Source organism: Aureitalea marina, from assembly GCF_002943755.1.
Lineage (GTDB): Bacteria > Bacteroidota > Bacteroidia > Flavobacteriales > Flavobacteriaceae > Aureitalea > Aureitalea marina.
Map to the genome: position 1 here is coordinate 1776224 of NZ_MQUB01000001.1, position 23920 is coordinate 1800143.

The window sequence follows — 23920 nt, forward strand, 5'->3', positions numbered from 1 at the left end:
ATTAATTACCGGCAAATATGTAACCACATCCGTGTTCTTGTGCTCTACCCAAGGCCCAGACCCCAGAAGGTACAACTTGAATGCCTGGATGCACACCGGCTTTCCATTCCTCGTAAACGGCATCAGAATCTAGTCCCATACCAGCAGCTGCCACACCACTGTATACCCGCAGTGCCAGATCGCAAACACAGAACATGGCCTTACGCTCTTGCATCTTTTTGATTCCATCGATCCCGGGTAGTGGGAAGTCACCATCTTGAGGCTCGTAATACGGGTTTCGCAATGAAGGTGCCTGTGTTTTGTTGTCTTTGACATCGAACATTTCCCCAAACTTATACTTCTCCCAAAGTTCTGATTTCATGGCAAATGGTATGGCCGAATGACGCAAGACACAAACCGCCGTCATATCTCCATCTGGAGTACCGGTCTGATTGTTGGTGAGGTAGAATGCCCATGTCCAAATAACTGGAAATCCGTCGTGAGGTGTAGATCCATCGTAAGCAATGCGATGACTTCCCTTAACGTTGTCCTTAAACCACTTGTCCGCATCATTGGGCGATAGCGGTGGATGAGTTGGTAGAGTTGGTAGAGCAGCCTGTATCGGGTTGGTCAAAACGGATAGGCTACTAGCGGCTGCTCCAAGCGCCACGGCGCTCAAGAATTGCCTGCGCGAATTTAAATCTGCAGATTTCATAAAAAGTGTTTATTGGTTAGATGAATACCGGGTAGGAAGCGGAGGTAGAAGGAAGCGGTTATAATTTACGAAAATTCAACGGCATGGTCTAGGCAAGGCGCATGCGAATTTCCCTACTTATTTGCTCTTTTCTATTTGATGCTCACGTTTATAAAAGGCCATGATCTCCAAAAACGGGCCGAGTTGATGCTGTTCGATACTAAATGGATCCGCAAATGGCGGATAAGGTGTAGACACAGGTTTTTTCACCAGATCAGGGAAATCTTTCTCCAGATTAGCCTTGACAGGACGGTTTCTTTGGTTGATGTATCCGGCAACATCATAGGCCTCTTCGTCAGATAATTTAGGGTCGAGATAGGTCACACCAAATGGCATGTTCGCCTTGATGAACTGGGCCGCGGTGATTACCCGATTCATACCCGCTCCGTTGTTGAAGGAATCTGGCCCCCATAAGGGTGGATATAGATAAACCTGGGAATTGGGTTTGAGTCGTCCTTGTCCATTGGCACCATGACATTCAGAGCATACCCGATGAAATATAGCCGCGCCTTGTTCCAGGTCCACAGCGCGATCCGGCAATTGGATACTTACAAAACCCTGCCCTTCTATCTTGCCGTCGTCAGGTGCAAATCGGCTCAACCAGTTGAGATAGGCAATATAAGCCTTCATCTCCCGGCTATCCTCTGGCATCATCCGACCGTTCATACTCCGCTCTAAACATCCGTTTATCCGCTCTTCGATGCTCCCGATCTTATCCTCGCGTCCCCGGTATTGCGGAAACCGTTGGATTATCCCGATCAAGGGAGCCGCGTAAGGTTTGGTCCCTCCCATCAAGTGGCAGTTGTTACAGGATAGATTGTTTCCGCTGTATATTTTTAGTGAATCACCATTACCCGGACCGATATACTGCGGAGTCTTGGTGAATAGTTCGTACCCCCACTTGATCTCCAGGTTCTCCGGAGAATGATCTAAGGTCGATACCGCGTATTCCAGATCGTAAATACTCTGAGCTGAGTATGCGTTCGTATCTGCCTGCTGGAGCTGATTATCCGGCTGAAAGGTCCCTATATAGATAAGGACAACACATCCCACGGATACAATCATAAAAAGTGCGATGAGCTGACGCATCAGCCGTTTGACCGGGTCCATATGTGGTAAAGGGTCACTCATAAATAATCTACAATCAGCGGAGTAGGCAAGGTGGGAGGCGGGATATGACGACTAAAGATAAAATAACCGGGACATTGCCCGGTTTAAATTTATTCGGAAAACTGTTTAATTCACAGTTTCTAATTCGTTGTCTTGCCATTCCTGTATACCTCCTTGTAGGTCGTAAACTTTAGTAAACCCCATCTCCTTGAGGATCTTGGCCGCTCGGGCAGATCGCTTTCCGGATCGGCAATAGACATATACGGGTTTGGACTTATCTAATACGCCTACCTGATCCTGAAAATCGTCATCGGTAACACAAATGTTTTGGGCATTCTTCAAATGGGACACGGAGTACTCTTCCGGTGTCCGAACATCTACCAATTGCAGAGAATCTGAACCATAAACGGCCTCATAGACCTGCAGCGGTGGGATCACCTCGATCTCACCCGTGGTCACTTCCTGCTTACAACTCCCTAAGGCTAGTAGAAGGAATAATATCAAAATATTCAGGCCTTTCCTCATAATAGTGATCAATTAGGTACCGTCTCTCCCGACCATTCCATAATACCCCCTAAGAGGTTATAAGTGGATTCGATACCAATAGAATTGAGTACCGCACAAGCCTGGGCACTTCTACCACCTGACCGGCAATAGACGTAATAATTCTTACTGGCGTCCAATTGCTGAACAGCCTCCATAAAGGAAGGTGGATCATAGATGTCAATTTGTTTAGCCCCTGGAATGGAGACTTCATCGAATTCCTCTTTGGTGCGGACATCCAGGATAACGGCCTCGTTATCGGCTGCCAATTGGCTTTTCCACTGGTCCTGCGTTAGATCTGGCATAGTGTTAAATAAATCTTAAAAATAAGAAATGTTTCCTCAATAGACGCAAAAAAACCCGAAACGTTACATTCTCGTTTCGGGTAAATGTTAAACAAAAACCGGAATCAGGCCTTGACCTTAACGGAACAGCCAATCGCTCTAGTTTCTTTTACGGTAACTTCTTTTCCCTTAATTAGTTGGTTTACAGCATTAGCTAAAAAGCGATCTTTAACACCCGAGGCATTACGGACATTATCGTCTATTGCGCCAATGTACTTCACAATATTCTTTCCGTTCTCTTTATTCAGTAAGTAAACATGTGGGGTTTTCTTGGCACCGTACTGGGCATAGACCGTTTTGGACTCGTCATAGAGATAAGGAAATGTAAATCCTTTATCCTTGGCCTTCTTCTGCATTAGTTGGAATGTATCATCCGGTTGAACGTCCGGATCATTCGGGTTGATCGCGATAACCGGGTAGCCCTCGCTCTTAAATTCCTTATCCAGGGCAATGATCCTGTCTTCTGAAGCAACTGCATACGGACAGGTGTTACAGGTAAAGATCACGATAAAACCTTTGGCATCCGGATAATCACCATAGGAGACCATCTTGCCGTCTACATTCTTCAGGTTGATGTCTGCCGCCTCATCTCCAATGGTGTAACCTCCATCCAGGTATGTAAAACTAGACAGACCAACGATGGCCGCCGTGGCCCAAATAAAAAGTACGAGTGATTGTTTTAGTTTCATGATTATTCGAGTATGGTTTTCAATTCAGTTTCTATCTCCTCATAGGTAAAGGAACGCTCGTAGAATTTCTCTTCCTCTCCCTTGATCAACAAGGTGGCCGGGATGGCACCGCTCCATTCTTCTGCTACCTTGGGTATCCAAGTATTAGCATCAGAATCGTCCAGCATCACTACCTCCGCTTGCAAACCTTTCTGCTTTACAAAAGGTACGACCTGGGTCTCCAACAGATCTGGAAGGTCAAGACTGACCAGGACCACTTTTACATTTTGATCTTTGAATTTTTTGTTCAGCTCTTCAAAGGCAGGTAATTCCTTGATACAAGGTTTGCACCAGGTGGCCCAGAAATTGATCACGTAAGTAGTCTCTTCGGATTGCCCGCGGTATAACTCTTCGAAGCGATCAAAATCAAAACTTGCAATAGTAGATCCAACTTCGTCGATAGTAATATCACTTACCGCGCTTGTTTGCTCCAATTCCGCCTGTGCCGTTTTGGACTCTTCTTGCCCTTTACAAGATACCAGGAGGATTATAAAAGATACAAGTAGCAGAAATGCTTTCATGCACTAAATGTAGCGAATGACCGCCGGAGTCCGAAGTCATTTAACAAATCGTTAATCCCGGCTTTCTCCATTTTAAAACCGACAATGATAAAATTGTGTTAAAGAGAATGAATTCCATAAAATCTGCATATATTTGTATCTACAAATGTTGTATTAACAATTATGTCGATAGAAAGAAGTATAAAATCAACCAAGCCCATGGCTATTGATACCAAAACGGTTATCAATATCATGTATACCAGTCGGCACATTGAAAAGACAATCGATCAGTTCAGACAGCACGATCTGACCATGCAGCAGTATAACGTCTTACGAATTTTAAGAGGTCAAAAAGGTCAGCCCGCTAACCTGTCTACCATTCAAGAAAGGATGATCGATAAGAACAGTAACACCACTCGCCTGGTGGACAAGCTGATCGAAAAAGGCCTGACCCGGCGTCAGCAATGTGAAGCCAACCGCAGAAAGGTTGAGATATTCATTACCGACAAAGGCATGGATCTGCTTAGCACATTGGATCCACTGACAGAAAAGATCAATCGGGAAATTGTGAGTAACCTGAGTCATACAGAAAAAGAAAAATTAAATCAACTCCTAGATAAACTACGAAACGATGAGTAACTACCTCGACAGTCTGAATTGGCGATATGCCACCAAGAAATTTGACCCCTCCAAGTCCTTATCTGACGAAGACCTGGATTATATCAAAGAAGCCATGCGGCTCTCTGCCTCTTCCTACGGTCTACAACCTTATGAAGTACTGATCATTCAAGACCCGGAGATCCGGGCCAAACTGAAACCAGCTTCCTGGAACCAGACCCAGATCACCGATGCCGCCTACGTGGTCGTCATTGCCAACCAATCCACCTTTGGTGACGAATTGGTTGATGATTATATCGATAACCTGGTCGAGACAAGAGGTGTAAGCAAAGAAGATGTTCAGGGCTACGCAGATTTTATGAAGAACACCCTGGGCGGATTTCCAGAAGAGATCAAAGCTCAATGGACAGCTAAACAGTCTTATATCGTCCTGGCCAATCTACTTTCAGCGGCCGCTGAGCGCAGAGTAGATGCCTGTCCGATGGAAGGTTTCGATCCGGCCCAATACAACGAGATACTAGGCCTAGGTGAAAGAAACCTAAACGCCGCCGTGGTGGCCACCATAGGCTATCGCAGCGACGAAGACGCCACACAACATTATCCAAAGGTTCGAAAATCAAACGACATTCTATTTAAAACCATTTAACACGTAAATACTAAAAACGATGAAAAAGACAGCTAAAACGTTAAGCCTTTTATTTGTTGCCCTGGCAGCATTTGCCTTTGCACCAAGCACTATCAAGAAGATCGATGTAAAAGAAAGCTCAATTGCCTGGGTAGGTAAAAAAGTGACCGGACAACATACCGGAACCATCAATCTGAAGGAAGGTTACCTGGAAATGGATGGAGACGCAGTAAAAAGTGGAAAGTTCGTTGTAGACATGACTTCCCTGACCGTAACTGACCTGGAAGCGGGGAAAGGAAAGGAAAAATTGGAAGGCCACCTGAATTCCGACGATTTCTTCGGTGTTGCCAATCATCCAACAGCTACCCTAAATATCAAAAAAGGAAAGGTAAGCGGCAATACACATACCCTGATGGGAGATATCACCATCAAAGGAGAGACTCAACCCCTGACATTCGACCTCGTTATGAACGGAAACACTGGTACTGCCAAGGTAGTTATCGATAGAACCAAATTTGGAATCCGTTACGGATCTGGCAGCTTTTTCGACAATCTTGGAGACAAAGCGATCTACGATGATTTCGAACTGGATATCACCTTGAAATTTTAACGAGTATAAGGTTTGCAGGATTGTATTTGATTGCTATATTTGAACTTCAAATGAAAAATCAAAAACAATATAACTGGTGGTGGACCACTTTACGAATAGAGTCGTGAGTGCACGCTGGTTATGCAAATTAAATACCAAGGCTTGTCTTCACGACAAGCCTTTTTTAGTTTTATGAAGTACCCATTAAAAACGGCATACAGGCAATTACTGGCGGATACCTTAACCCCGGTTTCCATCTACCTGCGGATGAGGGATCGCTTTCCGGGCAGCTTGCTGCTTGAAAGTAGTGATTACCACGCCAACGACAATAGCTTCAGTTATATCTGTTGCAATCCCATTGCGCGATTCGTTCTGACCAATGACCAACTCTACCGGCAGTACCCTGATGGCAAAGAAGACCGGCATACATTGACCACAACCGATTCTGTAGTCGATCTATTGAGTGAGTTTTCCACTCAGTTTGAAGCAGATGCGGGCCCCTTCAAATTCATCCATAACGGTCTGTTTGGATACATGAATTACGACGCGGTGCGCCACTTCGAGAATATCGAGATCTCCCAAAAAGAAGGAGCTCTGGGAATTCCAGATATCTGTTATGCGGTCTATCAGAATGTGATCGCGATCAATCACTTCAACAATGAGGCCTACATCTTCGCCCATACTTACAATCAGGATGAGAACCTGGACGAGATTGAACAATACCTCCGGTCCAGGAACTACAGTGCCTACCCATTTGCGAGATGTGGAGAACCAACCTCCAATCTTGACGATACCGGTTTTAAAGAGTTGGTAGTCAAATGCAAACAGCATTGCGCACGGGGAGATGTGTTCCAGATCGTTCCCAGCAAGCGGTTCAGCCAAGAGTTTACCGGAGATGAGTTCAATGTCTACAGGGCCCTGCGAAGTATTAACCCCTCACCTTACCTCTTCTACTTTGACTATGGAAACTTCCGGATATTTGGAAGTTCTCCAGAAGCTCAGTTAGTGGTCAATGAAGGAATCGCGGAGATTCATCCCATTGCCGGAACTTTTAAAAGAACTGGCCGCGATCAGGAAGATGCAGAACTGGCCCGTCAATTGGCGGAGGATCCCAAAGAGAACAGCGAGCATGTAATGCTGGTCGACCTGGCCAGGAATGACCTCAGTAGAAATGGAAGTGAGGTACAAGTAGATCGCTACAAGGAGATCCAGTATTTCTCACATGTGATCCACCTGGTGAGTAAAGTAACTGCCCGCAAAGATCCCAAAATCCAAACGGTGCAACTGGTAGCGGATACCTTCCCCGCCGGAACTCTTAGTGGTGCCCCTAAGCATCGGGCCATGCAACTATTGGAATCCTACGAGAATATCAACCGGGAATTCTATGGAGGAGCCATCGGCTTTATGGACTTTGAGGGAAATTTCAATCACGCCATCATTATCCGATCCTTCCTGAGTAAAGATCATTCCTTACACTATCAAGCCGGAGCGGGTATTGTCAGCGATAGTGACGAAGGAAAAGAACTACAAGAAGTGTACAATAAATTAGGCGCACTGAACAAGGCTCTGGCCTTGGCCGAAAATATGACCTCATGAGAATATTGGTAATCGATAATTACGACAGTTTTGTTTACAACCTGGTTCACTACCTGGAAGAATTGAACGTAGAAGTTGTGATCAGACGTAACGATGAAGTCCAGCTGGACGAAGTTGTTCAATTTGACAAGATACTGCTCTCCCCCGGCCCTGGAATTCCGGACGAATCTGGAATGCTGAAAAAAGTGATAGAACATTATGCCAGAAAGAAACCGATGTTAGGAGTCTGCCTGGGGCATCAGGCCATAGGCGAAGTCTTTGGGGGTGAGTTGGAAAACCTTGACACGGTGTTCCACGGAGTGGCAACCTTGGTCACTCCCACTGTCTCTGACGAACCTCTTTTTACTGGCCTGGAGGCCCAATTTGAAGTGGGCCGCTATCACTCCTGGGTAGTACGACCGGAAAACCTGCCGGATGAATTAGAGATTACAGCCCTGGACGGCAACGGACAGATCATGGCCATGAGACACAGGACCTTACCCTTGACGGGTGTTCAATTTCATCCGGAAAGCGTACTGACGCCGGATGGTAAAAAGATGATCGAAAACTGGGTAAAGAGCTGAAATTAGGATGAAAGATATTTTAAACAGACTGATCAACCATCAGCAACTGGATAAAGAAGAGGCCAGGGCTGTATTGCTGGCTATTTCCAAGGGTGACTATAACCCCAGTCAAATCGCGGCTTTCCTAACTGTGTTTATGATGCGGAGCATTGGAATACAAGAATTGGAAGGATTCCGCGACGCCTTGCTAGAATTGTGTATTCCACTAGAACTGGAAGGCAGAAAGACCATCGATCTTTGCGGCACAGGTGGAGACGGAAAGAATACCTTCAATATCTCTACACTTTCCTCTTTTGTAACCGCAGGTGCTGGTGTACTGGTAACCAAACACGGTAACTATGGTGTATCGTCGGTCAGTGGAAGTAGCAATGTGTTGGAAGCCTTGGGAGTCAAATTCAGTAATGAGCGAGACTACTTATTGAATTCTTTAGACCAGGCGGGTATCTGTATACTTCATGCTCCATTGTTTCATCCTGCTATGAAACAGGTCGCCCCGATAAGAAGAGCGTTGGGAGTCAAGACCTTTTTCAATATGCTTGGGCCTATGGTCAACCCTGCCTTTCCGGTAAATCAGTTGGTAGGTGTATTCAATTTAGAGCTTGCTCGTTTATACGGTTACCTCTATCAAAAAGGAGATAAGAATTACGCTGTATTGCACGCCATGGATGGCTATGACGAGATCTCCCTGACCGGAGCAGTCAAAGTAATTGCAAGGGAGCAGGAGCGGGTTTTGAGCCCTGAAGATCTCGGATTTGCATCAATCAGTCAGGAGGAGATCTATGGTGGAGAAACCGTAGAGGAAGCAGCCAAGATCTTTCAGGACATATTGAATAATTCCGGTACCGATGCCCAGAACAATGTGGTTTGTGCCAATGCGGGAACTGCGATTTCTGTAGCCCAAGGTTGTAGTTTGGAAGACGGAATAGCTATGGCGAAAGAATCCCTGCAAAGTGGTGCAGCACTCCGATCATTGAGAACCCTGCAAGAAATTAGTGCCTGATGAATATTCTGGATCGAATAGTAGCCTATAAAAAGCTGGAGGTAGAAGCTCACAAAGCGGCAATTCCCTTGGAAGTATTGCAAAGATTTGAGTATTACAACAGAACAGTGCAGTCCATGTCCGAGGCACTGAGCAATTCCGAATCGGGCATCATTGCAGAACACAAAAGAAGATCTCCCAGCAAGTCAGTGATCAATGAGAAGAGCGACCTGCCTGATGTGATACAAGGATATCAGCAGGCGGGCATATCAGCCATTTCAGTTTTGACAGACACACGTTTTTTTGGAGGATCTATCACCGATCTGCTTTTAGCTAGATCGTACAGTCAAATTCCGCTCTTGCGAAAGGAGTTCATGATCGATCCCTACCAGGTTCATGAGGCCAAGGCCCATGGTGCCGACGCCATCTTGCTGATTGCGGCCATATTGGACAAGCAGGAGGTAATCGAGCTTTCTGACCTGGCCAGCTCGCTGGGGTTGGAGGTTTTACTGGAGGTTCATAACCAGCAAGAATTGATAGGGCAGGACTTTAGTCATGTTCAAATGGTGGGGGTGAATAATAGAGACCTGAAAACATTTCAGGTAAACCTGGATAACAGCAGAAACCTTTCTGCACTTATCCCCGATGATGTGGTCAAAATATCCGAAAGTGGGCTTTCCCAACCGGAGTCCATTGGCGATCTACGCGGGTATGGCTACAAAGGCTTCCTGATGGGAGAATCCTTTATGAAACAGGCAGATCCCGGGCTTGCAGCGGCAGAATTTATCAAAGAATTGGGATGAAGTTGCGATTAAAAATATGCGGGGTAAAGGAACAAGCTGAGGAGCTGGCTGGTTTAGGGCCGGATTATCTGGGTTTCATCTTTTATGATCAAAGTCCCCGATACTTTAAATCTGAGATCCCTAATACCACAAAAGAAGTTCGTCGAGTGGGTGTCTTTGTGAACGAAACTCCAGAGACAGTTTTGAAAATACAAAAGAAACACCAGCTGGATATCCTGCAATTACATGGAGACGAATCCCCTGAAGTTTGCGAATTACTTGGCAGGGAGGCAGAAATTTGGAAAGTCTTTGGGCTGAACCAAGAATTTGATTTTAGCCAATTGACTCCTTACCTGCCAGTAGTCGATATGTTCCTATTCGATACCAAGTCCAAGGCAAGAGGAGGAACAGGTAAAACCTTCGATTGGTCAGTTCTAAAAGGCTATGATCATCCCAAACCTTTCATGCTTAGTGGTGGTATAGGCCCAGAACACGTACAAGAAATAAACCATATGGAGAGCGAATTCCCCATGCTGTATGGAATTGACATCAACAGCCGGTTCGAGTCAGAACCCGGGCTAAAAGATATTGAACGAATAAAACGATTTAAAGATGAGCTATCACGCTAACGCACGAGGTTACTACGGTCGCTTCGGAGGTGCTTACATTCCCGAAATGCTCTATCCCAATGTAGAGGAATTGAGGCAAAACTACTTGCAGATCATGCAAGAAGAGAGCTTCCAAAAGGAGTTCAATGATCTGCTTTCCGATTATGTTGGGCGGCCCACACCGCTTTATTTTGCGGAGCGGTTCTCCAAGCAGTACAATACTAAGATATACCTGAAACGGGAAGACCTGTGCCATACCGGTGCCCATAAAGTGAATAATACCATTGGTCAGATCCTCATGGCTAAAAAACTGGGGAAAAATCGGATCATAGCTGAAACAGGAGCTGGTCAGCATGGCGTTGCCACGGCCACAGTATGTGCCTTGATGGGAATTGAATGTGTGGTCTATATGGGTGCTGTAGATATAGAGCGACAGGCGCCCAATGTGGCCAGGATGAAGATGCTCGGAGCCAAGGTTGTTCCCGCCATGAGCGGCAGTAAAACCTTAAAGGATGCCACCAACGAAGCCATTCGGGATTGGATCAACAATCCAACGGATACTCACTATATCATCGGTAGCGTGGTGGGACCACATCCCTACCCGGATATGGTGGCACGATTCCAGTCTGTGATCAGTAAGGAAGTAGAAATTCAACTGCAGGAGAAAGAAGGCCGTGACCATCCGGACTATGTAGTAGCCTGTGTAGGTGGGGGCAGTAATGCCGCCGGTATCTACTATCAATACCTGGATCGGCCTGAGGTTGGGATCATAGCTGTTGAAGCAGCCGGAAAAGGTGTGAAAAGTGGGCACAGTGCTGCCACCTCTGCCCTGGGCAGGGAAGGAATCATCCACGGCAGCAAGACCCTACTGATGCAAACTGATGACGGTCAGATCACTGAGCCCTACTCCATATCGGCCGGTTTGGACTATCCTGGAGTGGGTCCTATGCATGCCCATTTGTTCGATTCCGGAAGGGGTGAATTTATCTCCATCACGGACCGGCAGGCTATGCAGGCTGGTTTGATGCTGAGTCAATTGGAAGGTATTATTCCGGCCATTGAGACCAGCCACGCCCTGGCCATATTCGAAGACCGAAAATTTAAACCTGATGACGTTATCGTCATCAACCTCAGCGGTCGCGGAGACAAGGATCTGAATACCTATATCGATTACTTCAAATTATGAGCGAACGCATTAAAAAGACCTTCGAGTCTGGAAAAAAGCTATTGTCCATTTACTTCACGGCGGGTTATCCGGAATTGAACGATACCCGCAGGGTCATCCGGGAACTGGAGGACAGCGGAGCAGATATGATCGAGATCGGTTTACCTTTCAGTGACCCCCTGGCAGACGGACCAACCATACAGGAAAGTTCTACCCAGTCTCTTCAAGGTGGGATGCACACCGAATTATTGTTCCAGCAGTTGGAGGGAATTCGAGAGGAGGTCGAAATACCCTTACTCATAATGGGTTATTTTAACCCTGTACTGCAATATGGCGTGGAAGACTTTTGCAGGCGGTGTCAGGAATTGGGAATAGATGGACTCATTTTACCCGACCTACCTTTGGCAGAATATCAACTGCATTACGAAGAACTCTTTAAGAAATACGGGCTGACCAATGTGTTCCTTATCACTCCTCAAACATCCGAAGAACGCATACGGCAGATCGATGAGGCCAGCGATGGTTTTATTTATATGGTCAGTAGTGCCAGCACGACCGGGGTGCAGCAAGGATTTGGTGAAGGAAAGCAAGCCTATTTTGACCGAATTGCCTCCATGAAACTCCGGAATCCAACCATAGTAGGTTTTGGTATCGGCGATTCCGATTCTTTTCGGCAGGCAACACGACAAGCCAATGGCGCCATCATAGGAAGTGCCTTTATTCGAATGCTCACCGCAGACGGGATTCCAGGTATCAAAAATTTCATAAAAGGCATAATAGACAATTGATTATCAAACTTTTATCTTTTTCCTATCTTTAATCCAATCATCAAATTAGACAATTATCATGGGAAAAGGAGATATGAAGACCCGCAAGGGAAAGATAAGCCGGGGTACTTATGGAAAACTGCGTCCGCGTAAGCCTGATCAACTGAAAATTGAAAAACCTGCAGCCAAAAAGAAAAAGTCTGCCACCAAAAAGAAATAAGCCAGTATATACCCTTCTAACCGGAAGGGTATTTTTTTAGAATTATTGCGTCCGTTCTTTAATTTTCTCAATTGATATCTTAAATTGTGGCAACACAAGAAGCGCATTATTTATGAGCAGATATATTTTAGGATTGATGATGTTGTCAGGTTTACTGGCATGTAGTGATTCCAGTGACCAAAAGAGCTCAGAACAGCCATTTACAGACAACTCCACTACCCTTTTTTCTAAAGTGGAACCCTCGGATTCCGGGATCAATTTTACCAATGTCATCAAGCAGACCGTAGATTTTAACTTCATGAACTATATGTATGTCTATACCGGAGCAGGTGTAGCTGTTGGTGATGTGGACAAAGATGGTCTTGATGATATTTATTTTGTGTCCAATTTAGGCCCCAATCGTCTTTACAAGAACAAGGGAGATCTGCAATTTGAAGACATTACGAACCAAGCAAGGGTTCAGGATTTTAGTGGTTTTTCTACTGGGGTGACCATGCTGGATGTGAATCAGGACGGCTGGCTGGATATTTACGTTAGCAAGGCTGGTTCTTTGAAGGATAATGATGGCAGGCGTAATTTACTTTTTGTCAATCAGCAGGATGGCACCTTTAGTGAGGAAGCAGCCAGGTGGGGAATTGATGACCCCGGTTACACTACTCAGGCATATCCCATTGACTACGACCGGGACGGAGACCTGGATCTGTATATTCTGAACCACCGCTACGATTTCCAAAATAATGGCACCATTTCAGGTGAAATTCAAAGTAAGATAGAGGAGTTGACCAGCGATCATCTGTACAGAAATGACGGCGACCGTTTTACCAAGGTTACCGCGGAGGCTGGTTTGTACAATAAGGCATGGGGGCTGAGTGCCGTGGTATCGGATTTCAACGATGATGGCTGGGACGACATCTACCTGGCCAACGATTTCCTGGAACCAGATGCCATGATGATCAATCAAGGAGATGGAACATTTAAGAACGAGATCCTGACGCGGATCAATCATATTTCGACCAATAGTATGGGTTCGGATTATGCCGATCTGAACAACGACCTCTATCCGGATCTGATGACGGTAGATATGGTCTCTGAGAATTATGCGCGCAGTAAAGAAAATATGGCGTCAATGAGCACGTCCAACTTCGAGAATATGGTCAAAATAGGTTATCACCATGCCTACATGGCCAATATGCTGCACTACAATTATGGGAACGGAAAATTCCAGGAAACCGGACAAATGAGTGGAGTTACTAAAAGTGACTGGAGTTGGGCCCCACTTCTGGCGGACTTCGACAATGACGGATATAAGGATATCTTCATTACCAATGGTGTAGACCGAGACTACACCAACCAGGATGTCCGGAAACAATTATATGGAATCATGGAACGAGGAGAGTCCATGCAGTTGGACGACCTGCTCAACATGATCCCAACAGAAGAGCTCAATAATTACATCTACAAGAACAAAGGAGATCTTTCCTTCGAGAAAACCATAGTAGACTGGGGGATGGAAGACCCTGGCTATTCCAACGGGGCCGCTTATGCCGATTTTGACAACGATGGTGACCTCGACCTGGTGACCAATAACCTGTATGAACCTGCAGGAGTTTATGAGAATCATGCCAACAAGCATTATTTACAGGTGGCCTTAAGCGGGAGTTCTTCTAATCCTTTGGCCATAGGAAGTAAGGTGCGTATCACCTTGGCGGATGGCAGTCAACAATACCAGGAACTTTACCTGACCCGAGGATTTGAATCGTCGGTATCCCCTGCCCTTCATTTTGGGTTGGGCGATGCCTCGGAGATCAGCGAAGTTTTGGTGATTTGGCCAGATGGTAAAAGTACATCCGTCACCAATACTATTGCAGACCAGAGAATGGAGATCGATTATAGCCAGGCCACCAATTCGGGCGTATCGCTCAGAACCGTTCCCAGCAAAAAGAATACCCTCAATGCTGAGGAACTAGGTCTGGACTATGTGCAAAATGAAAATGACTTCAACGATTATGCCCTGCAATTACTGATCCCACAAAAACAGTCTACCAAAGGCAGCGGTCTTGCCAAGGCCGATGTGAATGGAGATGGCCTGACAGATGTTTTTGTCGGAAATGCCCTTGGAGCGAGTGCAGCTCTTTATATTCAAAAGGAAGACGGAAAATTTCGGGCTACAAACAAAAGCTTATGGTCCAGGGAGTCTGTTTATGAAGATAGCAGGGCTCACTTTTTCGATGCTGATGGAGATGGCGATCAGGACCTCTATGTGGCCAGCACCGGATACGAATTGGCAATCGATGACCCGTTGTTGCAAGACAGGCTTTACCTAAATGACGGTGAGGGGAATTTCAGCAAACAATCCAATGCCTTACCTGCTATGCTAACGGCGACCAAGGCCATTGCATCCGCCGACTACGACGGGGACGGGGACCTGGATCTGTTCGTTGGAGGAAACGTGATCCCCGGCCAGTATCCACTGCCACCGCGTTCTTATCTGTTACAAAATGACAACGGAAAATTTACCGATGTTACCTCCACAAACCAGGCACTAGAAGCCATAGGAATGACATCCGAAGCCATTTTTACAGATTACGACGGAGATAGTGACACAGATCTGCTGGTAGTTGGAGAATGGATGCAACCGACCTTTTATGAGAACATCAATGGCTCCTTCGACCTGGCCGCTAACATTAGTGGCTTGGAAGATACCGGGGGCTGGTGGTTCTCTGTAATTTCAGAAGACTTTGATGGTGATGGTGATGCCGATTATGTGATCGGAAATGTGGGTAAGAACAATAAGTTCCAACCCAAAAATGATAAACCGATCTATATCTATTCCAAGGATTTTGACGACAATGGCAGTTACGACGTGGCCCTGAGTAAGATCAACGATGGTCGTTTGGTACCTGTGAGGGGTAAGGAATGTAGTAGTGAACAGAATCCATTTTTATTGGACAAGATCAAAACCTATAAGGAATTTGCCAGCCTGGAGATGAAAGATATTTACGGAGAGGACAAACTTAAGGATGCCTACCGATTGCAGGCCAACACCTTTGAGACCCTTTATTTAGAAAACCAGGGTGAGGGTCAATTTAAGATCCATCATTTACCGGTGCAGGTTCAGGTTGGACCAACCCTATCCATGGTCAGTGGCGATTACAACAATGACGGTCATCTCGATATTTTAGGTGTTGGAGCAATATATGACGCCGAAGTAGAAACTATTCGATATGATAGCAACTACGGCTACGTGCTGCTGGGCGATGGTTCAGGAGGATTTACTTACAGCAAGTCCCACGATCCGTTTATCGATTCTGATGCCAAGGAAGTCATACAGTTGGAGTTAGCCGGAAGACCACACTTTATGGTACTTAGCAACAAAGCTCCGTTAGAAGTGTTCTCGTTAGAGCCTTGATTAGAAGTGGTTGCTGTATTGCAGCACCCGAAAATCGATGGTGTTAAAGGCCGGATCCTTCGCCTTTAGTTCTTTATACTGAACCAGGCTCCCTACGGCCCGATTGGCTGATCCGGAAGGCGCAATAAGAGAAACTGTTTTAATCAATTTTCCCGATTGTGGATGAACGAAGCTGTGTATCCTCGGCACCTCGGAGTTTTCTACCTTGAGCTTTAGATCATATTGCTTGAGTAATCTTCGGAAAAAATATTCTGGTCCATTTTTACTGTTACCTCCGGTGAATAATAAGGTGTTTACACTGGGATGGACATTCAGAATGGCGATCAGATCCCTCAATTGAACCGACTGCATACCCAGATCTGTGGCGTCTATTTTCTCGCGTAAAGCTTCTTGCACTATATCACAGATACCGATCTTCCTTTGGACAAGGAAGTCCTTTCTTTGATCGATAGCTTGTTGGGTGGTCTCAAAGTTCAGTCCCAGATCAAAGATCCGATCCAGAATAGGCCATAGTTGCCCATCCCTACTTCCGTAACAAAAATTGACGTCGCCAGGTTTGAGTTCACCATTAGTGAAACGTGGTGGAGGAAGTGTTCCGACGATCAGCTTGGCAGATCCTTTCGGGATGAAAGGATCATAAGGATGTCGGTGGACGAACATTAGCGAGTAAAGACCAGCTCGGTATCTGTGGACAAAGACTCGGCATAGCCATAGCCGTCAAGGTTAAAGCTTTTGATATCGTCTAGAGTTTCGGCTTTCGACTGAATCAGGTAACGCGCCATTAGTCCACGGGCAAATTTGGCAAATGTCATAATTACCTTGTATTCGTCCCCCCGCAACTCTTTAAAATGACAGGTGATCACCTGACCTTTTAAGGACTTGAGGTCTAATGCTTTGCTGTATTCATTACTGGCCACATTGACCACGATCTCGTCTTCCCTTAATTCCCCGTTCAAGGCTTTGGTCAATTTAGGCTTCCAGAATTCATAAAGATTCTTCTTCACTCCTACCTTGATCTTGGTTCCCATTTCCAACCGATATGGCATGATGCGATCCATGGGCTTGAGCATACCGTATAGACCGGACAATATCCGAAGGGAATCCTGGGCATAGTTCAGTTCACTATCAGTAAATGTATGACTGTCCATACCTCTGTAGGCTTCTCCATTGAATGCATAAATCGCTTGACGCGACACATTTTCTTCAAATGGAAAGCTCCAGGCCTGATTTCGTTCAAAGTTCAAATCGGCCAAATTGGGCGAAATATTCATCAATTTGCCTAAACTTCTGGCTGATTTCTTTTTCAGCAGTTTATTTAACCGTATGGATTGATCGGAAAAATCAACCTCGGAAGAACGATCCGTAGGCAGCTCAGAGTCGAAATCCATTGACTTGGCGGGAGACAATAGTATTTTCATGAAATCTTTTTCTCAAAATTAAGGATTATCAAACAGCTGGAGTCAAAATGAAATTGGATATCACAATGGAACAATGGGGTAAATTGATACCAATAATTCCCGAACTCTAAAAAGTTAAACAAAATGGAGTAGGAATATCCAGTCTCTAGTTGTTATATGAACAGAAACAAGGCAAAACATCTGATTGATAACCTGATTGAACCAAGAAAATATATGTTGATTATGAAAAGAATTTATCGCTTCGCATTGTTAAGTATCCTCGCTCTGGGATCAGTCTTTTATTCATGTGAGACTACCGAGCTGGAGTTGTTGGACAACCCCAATGCCCTGTCTGATGATCAGGCAGATCCAAACTTGTTGCTGAATTCTATTCAGCGTGCCTATGTCACTAGCTTAGGTACATTGAACGATCGTAGTTCTGAGTTAGCTCGGATCGACTATGTAGGTGGACGTGATTATTTCGCCATGTACAACTCTTCTGCCCTGGACGGAACCTGGAACCGGTTCTACTCAGGTATGAGTGCTGACATCAATGTGATCGCAGCTCTTAACGAAGGAGAGGATCAGGACCTGCGTTTCCATCTTGGAGTTTCCAAGACCCTGCAGGCTCACCACCTGATGTTGCTGGTAGACTTCCTGGGAGATATCCCATGGTCTGAGGCACTGAACCCACTTGAGTTCCCGAACCCAAGTGTAGATGATGATGCGTCTGTTTACGCTGTAGCTCTGGCTTTGCTGTTCGAGGCTGATTCTTACTTCGCTGATTTCGGATCTGATGCTCCTGACTCTGTGATCGACTTCTTCTACGATGGAGATAACAACAAGTGGAGAAGACTGGTTCAGACTCTGAAAATGCGTCATGCACTTACTACAGGAGACTTCAGCCGCTTTACCGGTCTGGTCTCTGAAGGTGGATTCATCAATAACTCTGCTGACGACTTCCAGTTCAACTACGGTACTCAGCTGTTGAACCCGAATACACGTCACCCAGATTATAACGCTGATTACACCACTTCTGGTGCCAACATCTATCAGTCTAACTGGCTGATGGAAACCATGCAAGGTGCAGATAAAACGGACGGTAGCGATGACGATCCACGGATGCGTTACTACTATTTCCGTCAGGCTGACTGTACTCCAGGTGCCTCTTGTGACCCTGATGGTGACGGACAGTTCCTGTCTTGTTCCCTGGAAACTCCTCCTCCTCACTATATCGCTGGTGGCGTAAGCTACTGTTGGTTAGAGGATGGATACTGGGGTCGTGACCACGGTGATGACGACGGTACTCCTCCGGATAACTTCCTGAGAACTGCCGTAGGTGTATATCCTGCTGCCGGATTGTTTGACGATGATCGTTTCGCCGGTCTGAATCAAGACGTAGGTGGTGTCGGAGAAGGTATCGAGCCAATCATCCTGGCTTCTTACGTAGACTTCTGGAGAGCTGAAGTAGCTCTTTCTGCCGGTAACGTTGGTGGTGCTCGCGACTTTGTAGACGCAGGTATGAACAAGTCCATGGACAAGGTTACCTCTTTTGGTGCCCTGGATGGATCTCGTGATACCTCATTTGAGCCTTCTCAAGGTGACATCAATGACTACATTGACAGCATCACGTCTCAGATTACTAATACCTCAGACGATAGCTGGAACGTACTAGCAGAGCAGTACTTCATCACCATGTACGGCGGTGGTAGTGATGCCTATAACTTCTACAGAAGAACTGGTTATCCAACAACGGTTAAGCCTAACTTAGAGCCTAACCCAGGTGTGTTCCCAAGAACATTCCTTTACCCTTCTGTTGAAGTAGTTGCTAACCCGAATATTACTCAGCGTCAGGACAACGCTACTCAAGTCTTCTGGGATACAAAACCAGCAGGACCTGCGTTCCCGCCGGCGAATTAATTATAGATTCATTTGAAAAGTCAACCATCGACCGGAGAACCGGTCGATGGTTTTTTTATTCCTTCTGGTGTTTGGCGTAATGTCTCCACTTTTCCAGACAGGATTCGAAGTCTTCAGGGAGATCAGCCTCGAAAGAAAGAAACTCACCGGTCATTGGATGGTCAAAACCAAGTGTTTTGGCATGTAGTGCTTGCCTGGACAGCACCTTAAAACAATTCTCAACAAACTGCTTATACTTACTAAAGCTGGTCCCCTTCAGGATCTTATCTCCACCATAGCGTTCGTCATTGAAGAGCGTATGACCAATGTGTTTCATATGTACCCGGATCTGATGGGTCCTGCCTGTCTCCAGTTTACAGGACACTAAGGTGACATAACCTAGTCGCTCGATCACTTTGTAATGGGTCACTGCGGGCTTACCTCTTTCCTCTTCTTCTCCTTCGAAGACCGTATTCTGTAAACGATTCTTGGGATGACGGCCAATATTTCCACTGATGGTCCCTTCATCTTCCTCCACATTACCCCAGACCAGGGCCAGGTATTCTCGCTTGGTCGTCTTTTCGAAGAATTGCCTGGACAGTTCTGACATGGCCAGGTCCGTCTTGGCCACAACCAATAGGCCACTGGTATCCTTATCTATCCTATGGACCAGACCCGGGCGATCATTACTGTTCTGTGGCAGGTTTTCGAAATGATAGGCAAGGGCATTGATCAGGGTGCCGCTGTAGTTTCCATGCCCTGGATGGACCACCATACCAGCGGGTTTATTGACAACCACTACCTGGTCGTCCTCGTGAACGATCTCTATTGGAATGTTCTCCGGTACAAGCAGAAACTCGTAAGGCGGATGCTCAAAAAGTACGGTGACAACATCTGCCGGCTTGACCTTGTAATTGGATTTTACAGATGAACCGTTGACGTGGATATTACCAGCTTTTGCCGCATTCTGAATACGGTTACGGGTGGCTTTCTCGATCTTGTTCATCAAGTATTTATCCACTCGCAGCGGTTGCTGACCTTGATCTGCGGTAAAGCGATAATGCTCGTATAGATCGTCGCTATCCCGTTGTTCCCAGTCGGGATTGTTCTCAGGGGCGCTCATTCTGGGGAGTTTCTTCTGATCCTTCCTCTTCATCGTCCTCGATCTCTTTCTTTTTTAGACGGTTTAAAGAACCGTCTCCAACCACCAGGTCGATCACACTGGTCTTGCGCAATTCTGAACCGGGTTGCAAGGATTTCCCTTCATAGAGCATATCTAAAACTTGGTCACTGATGTCTGGTTTCTCGATCACTTCCCCGATCTGAAAACCAGCCGCCAGAAGTGTTGGAGCTGCTTGTCTCAAGGTCTTTTGCACTACATCGGGAACTTCGATCATCGGGTAACCAGAGCGATTAAGTGAAATGTAGATCTTACGATCCTCCTTTACAAAGGTCCCGGCATTAGGGATCTGCTCTATCACAGTCTTGTATTCAAAGTCCGGGTTGTAGTTTGTAGAGTCCATGATCTCATACCTCAATTCTGCTTCGTCCAAGGTCTCCTCTACCTGTTCCACCGTCATATGTGCCAGATCGGGTACTTCTATTTGCTGTCCGTGATTGGTACTCATCCGGAGCCACCACATAAAAAGGGTAACCAAAACTAAAGTGACTAAACCAGCCAAGACTAGCTGCTTGAGAAAGGTTCGACTGAAGATAAAGCGAAGAAAAGACATTGTTAGTGGACTTGGGCGCAAAAATAGGAAACCTATTGCTTATGGTACTTTGATTTTTCGATCAACTTGGGGTGGACAGGCACGCTATACCTAAAACCATACCAAATTGCAGGTAAGATAACGGATTTAAACTATGTTTATTTTGACCATCCATAGGGCCTCCGAAGAGGTACCCCTCATTTTGAAAACCAATTAAGCTGAAATCAGATTTGATCACATGGCAAAATCATCATGCTGCTTCCTAGCCTTTTTGTTCCGGCTGGATCGATAGTTTCTACTGCCCTTGGTCCAGTAGCTAACCGCAGACATCGCGATGCCCAGGACAACGATCATTATGACGATCTCGTAGAATTCTATAGGAAGGTTCATAGCCTTAAAATACGAAAAATCCTTAAGTTCGTTTAACCGGTTCGGATTCGGACCATATTAAACAACTGCGATATTTTAACTTAAATGAACTTCATTCATAAATTTCGGAAGTTAGTCAGCCTCGTGAAACAAAGAGCCGCCCTGCCCTCAATTTTGTTTTCAATACTACTTTTTACCTCATGCGAATCAAACAAAACACACAACTTATCCCTACTCGACCATCAGACCCCAGATAATACTCCACTGATCTTTGCCGAGGGAATTATTTCTACAGATGATTTTGAATTCACCATTACTTTCACACCAGAGATGGATGAATTGTATTTTACCCGTCGCAAACCCGACGAAGACAATGCGGTCTACGGTATTAAACTTGAAAATAATGTGTGGTCAGAACCGGAAATAGCGTTTTTTACATCCAACGAGGGCTGGGACTTTGAGCCGCATATCAGTCCAAATGGCGACCGCCTATATTTTGGCAGTGTCCGTCCGCTTAACGACACAGCATCATCTGCAGGATTGCATCAATGGTACAGTAAACGAACAGCCAGCGGATGGGACGATCCAAGACCCTTGGAAAAACCCTTCATTGACAGGCGCATCACCATGTACCTGACCTCTGCAGAAAACGGTAACCTTTATTTTACCACGGGCGAAGAGGGAGTAAAACCAGAAGATTGGGACATTCACACTGCTAACAACATCAATGGTGAATACTCCGAGGTGATCCGTATGGGCCCGGAAATCAATTTTGATGGTAAGTATATTGCCCACTCCTACATCGCTCCAGATGAAAGTTATATGATATACGATGGAGAAAGTGATTCCGGTTATGGCGACTGTGACCTCTATATCAGTTTCAACCGAGACGGTCAATGGAGCGAAGCTATTAATCTTGGACCCGAGATAAATACAGACCAATGCGAGATGTGTGCCAGTGTTAGCCCGGATGGAAGATATTTATTCTTTCACCGCGGAAGCACCGACGAAAATGACAAGGACACCGGGAACATCTACTGGGTCGATCTGGGCCGTGTTTTGGAGAATATCGAATAGTCATCGAAAGACTAGGGTTCCATCCCGTATTCGACAATAACTGCTGGTATCTTAAGTTTAATTATAACTTTGCGATAACATCCTAAATTGGTCCAGATGAACAAACCAAAAGTAGCCGTCGCCATGGGCGGATATTCCAGTGAAAAGGACATCTCCTTGCAAAGTGGCAAGGTTGTTTCAGAGAATCTGGACTCGGATCAATTTGATGTTTATTGTGTGGAGATCATTCAGGAAGGCTGGTTTCACATAGGTCCTAACAATGAACGTTATCCAATCGACAAGGGAAACTTTGGATTTGATACTCCAAATGGCCCAGTAATTCCAGATGTTGTATTCAATACCATTCACGGCACTCCAGGTGAAGATGGCCTGTTGGCCTCCTATTGGGAATTGATCGGGATTCCCCAAACAAGCGCACCATTTTATCAAGCGGCCCTGAGTTTTAATAAGCGGGACACCCTGGCGGTTTTAAAGCAGTTTGGAATCAATACGGCCCGTTCTGTATTGTTAAACCAAGGTGATGAAATTGATACGTCGAAAATAATAGACCAGGTTGGCCTACCTTGTTTTGTAAAACCAAACCGCAGCGGATCCAGCTTCGGGATCAGTAAAGCAAACAGCCATGAGGATCTGCTGCCGGCCATTGAAAAAGCTTTTACCGAAGACGATGAAATCATCATTGAAACAGCCCTTGTAGGCACCGAAGTTTCAGTGGGCGTTTATGCTCAAGGTGGTAAGCCTGTGGCTTTGCCCGTTACCGAGATCGTGAGTGAAAATGACTTCTTTGATTACGAAGCCAAATACCTGGGCAAATCGGATGAGATCACCCCTGCCAGGATCAGTGATGAAGAAACTTTAATGGTACAGGAGGAAGCCAAAAAGATTTATCGACTACTGAATATGAAAGGGATCAGCCGCTCAGAATTCATTATTCAGCAAGGTATTCCATACTTTCTGGAGATCAATACCACTCCTGGACTCTCGTCAGAAAGCATAGTTCCGAAGCAGGTTAGGACAGCCGGGCAACACTAGGTCAATTCTTTGGTCAATTGGTGATGGAAGCATTACACCAAAAAGACTAACTTTAAACCATGAGACGAGCCGTATTTCCGGGATCTTTTGACCCAATTACCCTGGGACACATCGATATTATTGACCGAGCCATGCCTCTGTTCGATGAGATCATCGTTGCCATTGGGGTCAACGCCGAGAAAAAGACCATGTGGAGCCTGGAAGATCGGCTGCAATTTATCCAGGAGGCCCTAGGAAAATACGATAAGGTCCGTATCATGACCTACGATGGATTGACTGCTCAGTTTTGCAAGGAACAGGAGGCCGGATATATTCTTCGGGGTCTAAGGAATGCCTTAGACTTTTCCTATGAACGATCCATTGCCCAAACCAATGCCCGGATTGCGGGGGTGGAGAGCATTTTCATCATCAGCTCTCCCGGGACATCGCATATTTCATCGACCATAGTAAGGGATATAGCCAGGCACGGTGGAGATTACAGCGAGTTAGTTCCTTTTAAGGTAAGTCCATAAAAAAACTCCCCGGTCACCGACCAGGGAGCTTTCAATAAATTTA

The 23920-nt window shown here is 45.7% G+C and carries 26 protein-coding genes and 1 pseudogene; 16 read left to right on the forward strand and 11 right to left on the reverse strand.

All coding sequences use genetic code 11. The annotated features are described in order from the left end of the window. Position 1: 1 nt before the first annotated feature. From BST85_RS08125 to BST85_RS08150, 6 genes are all read right to left on the reverse strand, one after another. Complete coding sequence (locus BST85_RS08125) at positions 2-694, reverse strand: twin-arginine translocation signal domain-containing protein (protein ID WP_104812788.1); 693 nt, start codon at positions 692-694, stop codon at positions 2-4. Between the two features lie 117 nt (positions 695-811). Next, positions 812-1864: a c-type cytochrome gene (locus BST85_RS08130; RefSeq protein ID WP_245917660.1), complete on the reverse strand. Its 1053-nt coding sequence runs from the start codon at positions 1862-1864 to the stop codon at positions 812-814. Between the two features lie 105 nt (positions 1865-1969). Next, positions 1970-2368: a rhodanese-like domain-containing protein gene (locus BST85_RS08135; protein ID WP_104812790.1), complete on the reverse strand. Its 399-nt coding sequence runs from the start codon at positions 2366-2368 to the stop codon at positions 1970-1972. 8 nt (positions 2369-2376) lie between these two features. Continuing rightward, positions 2377-2691, reverse strand: coding sequence for a rhodanese-like domain-containing protein (locus tag BST85_RS08140; protein ID WP_104812791.1), 315 nt, complete (start codon positions 2689-2691; stop codon positions 2377-2379). A 104-nt stretch (positions 2692-2795) separates the two neighbouring features. Beyond that, the gene (locus BST85_RS08145) at positions 2796-3419 is read right to left on the reverse strand and encodes a thioredoxin family protein (protein ID WP_104812792.1); all 624 of its coding nucleotides are present in this window, start codon (positions 3417-3419) and stop codon (positions 2796-2798) included. Positions 3420-3421: 2 nt separating this feature from the next. Beyond that, positions 3422-3979, reverse strand: coding sequence for a TlpA disulfide reductase family protein (locus BST85_RS08150; RefSeq protein WP_104812793.1), 558 nt, complete (start codon positions 3977-3979; stop codon positions 3422-3424). A 198-nt stretch (positions 3980-4177) separates the two neighbouring features. On the opposite strand from BST85_RS08150, the gene BST85_RS08155 reads away from it, so the two are divergent. The 12 genes and pseudogenes from BST85_RS08155 (at position 4178) to BST85_RS08210 (ending at position 15879) form a co-directional block, all read left to right on the forward strand. Next, on the forward strand, positions 4178-4597 hold the full coding sequence (locus tag BST85_RS08155; protein ID WP_342750413.1) for a MarR family winged helix-turn-helix transcriptional regulator: 420 nt from the start codon (positions 4178-4180) through the stop codon (positions 4595-4597). Beyond that, on the forward strand, positions 4590-5222 hold the full coding sequence (locus tag BST85_RS08160) for an NAD(P)H-dependent oxidoreductase (protein WP_104812795.1): 633 nt from the start codon (positions 4590-4592) through the stop codon (positions 5220-5222). Before BST85_RS08155 ends, BST85_RS08160 begins: the two co-directional genes overlap by 8 nt. Positions 5223-5241: 19 nt before the next feature. Then, the gene (locus tag BST85_RS08165) at positions 5242-5811 is read left to right on the forward strand and encodes a YceI family protein (protein ID WP_104812796.1); all 570 of its coding nucleotides are present in this window, start codon (positions 5242-5244) and stop codon (positions 5809-5811) included. Positions 5812-5982: 171 nt separating this feature from the next. Next, the gene (locus BST85_RS08170) at positions 5983-7386 is read left to right on the forward strand and encodes an anthranilate synthase component I family protein (protein ID WP_104813955.1); all 1404 of its coding nucleotides are present in this window, start codon (positions 5983-5985) and stop codon (positions 7384-7386) included. Continuing rightward, on the forward strand, positions 7383-7949 hold the full coding sequence (locus BST85_RS08175) for an anthranilate synthase component II (RefSeq protein WP_104812797.1): 567 nt from the start codon (positions 7383-7385) through the stop codon (positions 7947-7949). The genes BST85_RS08170 and BST85_RS08175 overlap by 4 nt, the downstream gene beginning before the upstream one ends. A gap of 7 nt (positions 7950-7956) precedes the next feature. Beyond that, positions 7957-8949: an anthranilate phosphoribosyltransferase gene (gene trpD / locus BST85_RS08180; RefSeq protein ID WP_104812798.1), complete on the forward strand. Its 993-nt coding sequence runs from the start codon at positions 7957-7959 to the stop codon at positions 8947-8949. Continuing rightward, complete coding sequence (gene trpC / locus BST85_RS08185) at positions 8949-9731, forward strand: indole-3-glycerol phosphate synthase TrpC (protein ID WP_104812799.1); 783 nt, start codon at positions 8949-8951, stop codon at positions 9729-9731. The genes trpD and trpC overlap by 1 nt, the downstream gene beginning before the upstream one ends. Then, positions 9728-10339, forward strand: a complete 612-nt coding sequence (locus BST85_RS08190) for a phosphoribosylanthranilate isomerase (protein ID WP_342750414.1) — start codon at positions 9728-9730, stop codon at positions 10337-10339. Before trpC ends, BST85_RS08190 begins: the two co-directional genes overlap by 4 nt. Next, entirely contained in the window at positions 10323-11504 is a 1182-nt protein-coding gene (gene trpB, locus BST85_RS08195) for a tryptophan synthase subunit beta (RefSeq protein ID WP_104812800.1), read from the forward strand. Before BST85_RS08190 ends, trpB begins: the two co-directional genes overlap by 17 nt. Then, positions 11501-12271 carry a tryptophan synthase subunit alpha gene (gene trpA, locus BST85_RS08200; protein WP_104812801.1) on the forward strand — a complete coding sequence of 257 codons (771 nt, stop codon included), beginning with the start codon at positions 11501-11503 and terminating at the stop codon, positions 12269-12271. The genes trpB and trpA overlap by 4 nt, the downstream gene beginning before the upstream one ends. Before the next feature lie 58 nt (positions 12272-12329). Beyond that, a pseudogene (locus BST85_RS14495) lies at positions 12330-12404 on the forward strand (30S ribosomal protein THX); the annotation flags it as partial. Positions 12405-12582: 178 nt separating this feature from the next. Continuing rightward, complete coding sequence (locus BST85_RS08210) at positions 12583-15879, forward strand: VCBS repeat-containing protein (RefSeq protein WP_104812803.1); 3297 nt, start codon at positions 12583-12585, stop codon at positions 15877-15879. On the opposite strand, the gene BST85_RS08215 is transcribed toward BST85_RS08210, so the two are convergent. Together BST85_RS08215 and yaaA are read right to left on the reverse strand one after the other, a co-directional pair. After that, positions 15880-16539, reverse strand: a complete 660-nt coding sequence (locus BST85_RS08215) for a uracil-DNA glycosylase family protein (protein WP_104812804.1) — start codon at positions 16537-16539, stop codon at positions 15880-15882. Then, complete coding sequence (yaaA, locus tag BST85_RS08220) at positions 16539-17297, reverse strand: peroxide stress protein YaaA (RefSeq protein ID WP_104812805.1); 759 nt, start codon at positions 17295-17297, stop codon at positions 16539-16541. Before yaaA ends, BST85_RS08215 begins: the two co-directional genes overlap by 1 nt. A 222-nt stretch (positions 17298-17519) precedes the next feature. On the opposite strand from yaaA, the gene BST85_RS08225 reads away from it, so the two are divergent. Then, positions 17520-19196 carry a SusD/RagB family nutrient-binding outer membrane lipoprotein gene (locus BST85_RS08225; protein WP_104813957.1) on the forward strand — a complete coding sequence of 559 codons (1677 nt, stop codon included), beginning with the start codon at positions 17520-17522 and terminating at the stop codon, positions 19194-19196. A 55-nt stretch (positions 19197-19251) separates the two neighbouring features. On the opposite strand, the gene BST85_RS08230 is transcribed toward BST85_RS08225, so the two are convergent. The 3 genes from BST85_RS08230 to BST85_RS14340 all read right to left on the reverse strand — a co-directional run bounded on the left by BST85_RS08230 (position 19252) and on the right by BST85_RS14340 (position 21277). After that, positions 19252-20298 (reverse strand): RluA family pseudouridine synthase, encoded by a 1047-nt coding sequence (locus BST85_RS08230; protein WP_104813958.1) that lies wholly within the window; start codon positions 20296-20298, stop codon positions 19252-19254. Further along, positions 20285-20908: a PASTA domain-containing protein gene (locus BST85_RS08235; RefSeq protein ID WP_104812806.1), complete on the reverse strand. Its 624-nt coding sequence runs from the start codon at positions 20906-20908 to the stop codon at positions 20285-20287. The genes BST85_RS08230 and BST85_RS08235 overlap by 14 nt, the downstream gene beginning before the upstream one ends. Positions 20909-21121: 213 nt before the next feature. Next, positions 21122-21277 (reverse strand): hypothetical protein, encoded by a 156-nt coding sequence (locus BST85_RS14340; RefSeq protein ID WP_181039992.1) that lies wholly within the window; start codon positions 21275-21277, stop codon positions 21122-21124. A gap of 123 nt (positions 21278-21400) precedes the next feature. On the opposite strand from BST85_RS14340, the gene BST85_RS08240 reads away from it, so the two are divergent. The 3 genes from BST85_RS08240 to coaD all read left to right on the forward strand — a co-directional run bounded on the left by BST85_RS08240 (position 21401) and on the right by coaD (position 23877). Further along, entirely contained in the window at positions 21401-22333 is a 933-nt protein-coding gene (locus BST85_RS08240; RefSeq protein ID WP_181039993.1) for a TolB-like translocation protein, read from the forward strand. Between the two features lie 96 nt (positions 22334-22429). Next, the gene (locus BST85_RS08245; protein WP_104812808.1) at positions 22430-23365 is read left to right on the forward strand and encodes a D-alanine--D-alanine ligase; all 936 of its coding nucleotides are present in this window, start codon (positions 22430-22432) and stop codon (positions 23363-23365) included. 59 nt (positions 23366-23424) lie between these two features. Continuing rightward, positions 23425-23877 carry a pantetheine-phosphate adenylyltransferase gene (gene coaD, locus BST85_RS08250; protein WP_104812809.1) on the forward strand — a complete coding sequence of 151 codons (453 nt, stop codon included), beginning with the start codon at positions 23425-23427 and terminating at the stop codon, positions 23875-23877. The last annotated feature ends 43 nt before the right edge of the window (positions 23878-23920 follow it).

Excerpts from the sequence above, each read along its gene's own strand:
- BST85_RS08125 (WP_104812788.1), bottom strand. The coding sequence starts at position 694 with ATGAAATCTGCAGATTTAAATTCGCGCAGGCAATTCTTGAGCGCCGTG.
- BST85_RS08130 (WP_245917660.1), bottom strand. The coding sequence starts at position 1,864 with ATGAGTGACCCTTTACCACATATGGACCCGGTCAAACGGCTGATGCGT.
- BST85_RS08135 (WP_104812790.1), bottom strand. The coding sequence starts at position 2,368 with ATGAGGAAAGGCCTGAATATTTTGATATTATTCCTTCTACTAGCCTTA.
- BST85_RS08140 (WP_104812791.1), bottom strand. The coding sequence starts at position 2,691 with ATGCCAGATCTAACGCAGGACCAGTGGAAAAGCCAATTGGCAGCCGAT.
- BST85_RS08145 (WP_104812792.1), bottom strand. The coding sequence starts at position 3,419 with ATGAAACTAAAACAATCACTCGTACTTTTTATTTGGGCCACGGCGGCC.
- BST85_RS08150 (WP_104812793.1), bottom strand. The coding sequence starts at position 3,979 with ATGAAAGCATTTCTGCTACTTGTATCTTTTATAATCCTCCTGGTATCT.
- BST85_RS08155 (WP_342750413.1), top strand. The coding sequence starts at position 4,178 with ATGGCTATTGATACCAAAACGGTTATCAATATCATGTATACCAGTCGG.
- BST85_RS08160 (WP_104812795.1), top strand. The coding sequence starts at position 4,590 with ATGAGTAACTACCTCGACAGTCTGAATTGGCGATATGCCACCAAGAAA.
- BST85_RS08165 (WP_104812796.1), top strand. The coding sequence starts at position 5,242 with ATGAAAAAGACAGCTAAAACGTTAAGCCTTTTATTTGTTGCCCTGGCA.
- BST85_RS08170 (WP_104813955.1), top strand. The coding sequence starts at position 5,983 with ATGAAGTACCCATTAAAAACGGCATACAGGCAATTACTGGCGGATACC.
- BST85_RS08175 (WP_104812797.1), top strand. The coding sequence starts at position 7,383 with ATGAGAATATTGGTAATCGATAATTACGACAGTTTTGTTTACAACCTG.
- trpD (WP_104812798.1), top strand. The coding sequence starts at position 7,957 with ATGAAAGATATTTTAAACAGACTGATCAACCATCAGCAACTGGATAAA.
- trpC (WP_104812799.1), top strand. The coding sequence starts at position 8,949 with ATGAATATTCTGGATCGAATAGTAGCCTATAAAAAGCTGGAGGTAGAA.
- BST85_RS08190 (WP_342750414.1), top strand. The coding sequence starts at position 9,728 with ATGAAGTTGCGATTAAAAATATGCGGGGTAAAGGAACAAGCTGAGGAG.
- trpB (WP_104812800.1), top strand. The coding sequence starts at position 10,323 with ATGAGCTATCACGCTAACGCACGAGGTTACTACGGTCGCTTCGGAGGT.
- trpA (WP_104812801.1), top strand. The coding sequence starts at position 11,501 with ATGAGCGAACGCATTAAAAAGACCTTCGAGTCTGGAAAAAAGCTATTG.
- BST85_RS08210 (WP_104812803.1), top strand. The coding sequence starts at position 12,583 with ATGAGCAGATATATTTTAGGATTGATGATGTTGTCAGGTTTACTGGCA.
- BST85_RS08215 (WP_104812804.1), bottom strand. The coding sequence starts at position 16,539 with ATGTTCGTCCACCGACATCCTTATGATCCTTTCATCCCGAAAGGATCT.
- yaaA (WP_104812805.1), bottom strand. The coding sequence starts at position 17,297 with ATGAAAATACTATTGTCTCCCGCCAAGTCAATGGATTTCGACTCTGAG.
- BST85_RS08225 (WP_104813957.1), top strand. The coding sequence starts at position 17,520 with ATGAAAAGAATTTATCGCTTCGCATTGTTAAGTATCCTCGCTCTGGGA.
- BST85_RS08230 (WP_104813958.1), bottom strand. The coding sequence starts at position 20,298 with ATGAGCGCCCCTGAGAACAATCCCGACTGGGAACAACGGGATAGCGAC.
- BST85_RS08235 (WP_104812806.1), bottom strand. The coding sequence starts at position 20,908 with ATGTCTTTTCTTCGCTTTATCTTCAGTCGAACCTTTCTCAAGCAGCTA.
- BST85_RS14340 (WP_181039992.1), bottom strand. The coding sequence starts at position 21,277 with ATGAACCTTCCTATAGAATTCTACGAGATCGTCATAATGATCGTTGTC.
- BST85_RS08245 (WP_104812808.1), top strand. The coding sequence starts at position 22,430 with ATGAACAAACCAAAAGTAGCCGTCGCCATGGGCGGATATTCCAGTGAA.
- coaD (WP_104812809.1), top strand. The coding sequence starts at position 23,425 with ATGAGACGAGCCGTATTTCCGGGATCTTTTGACCCAATTACCCTGGGA.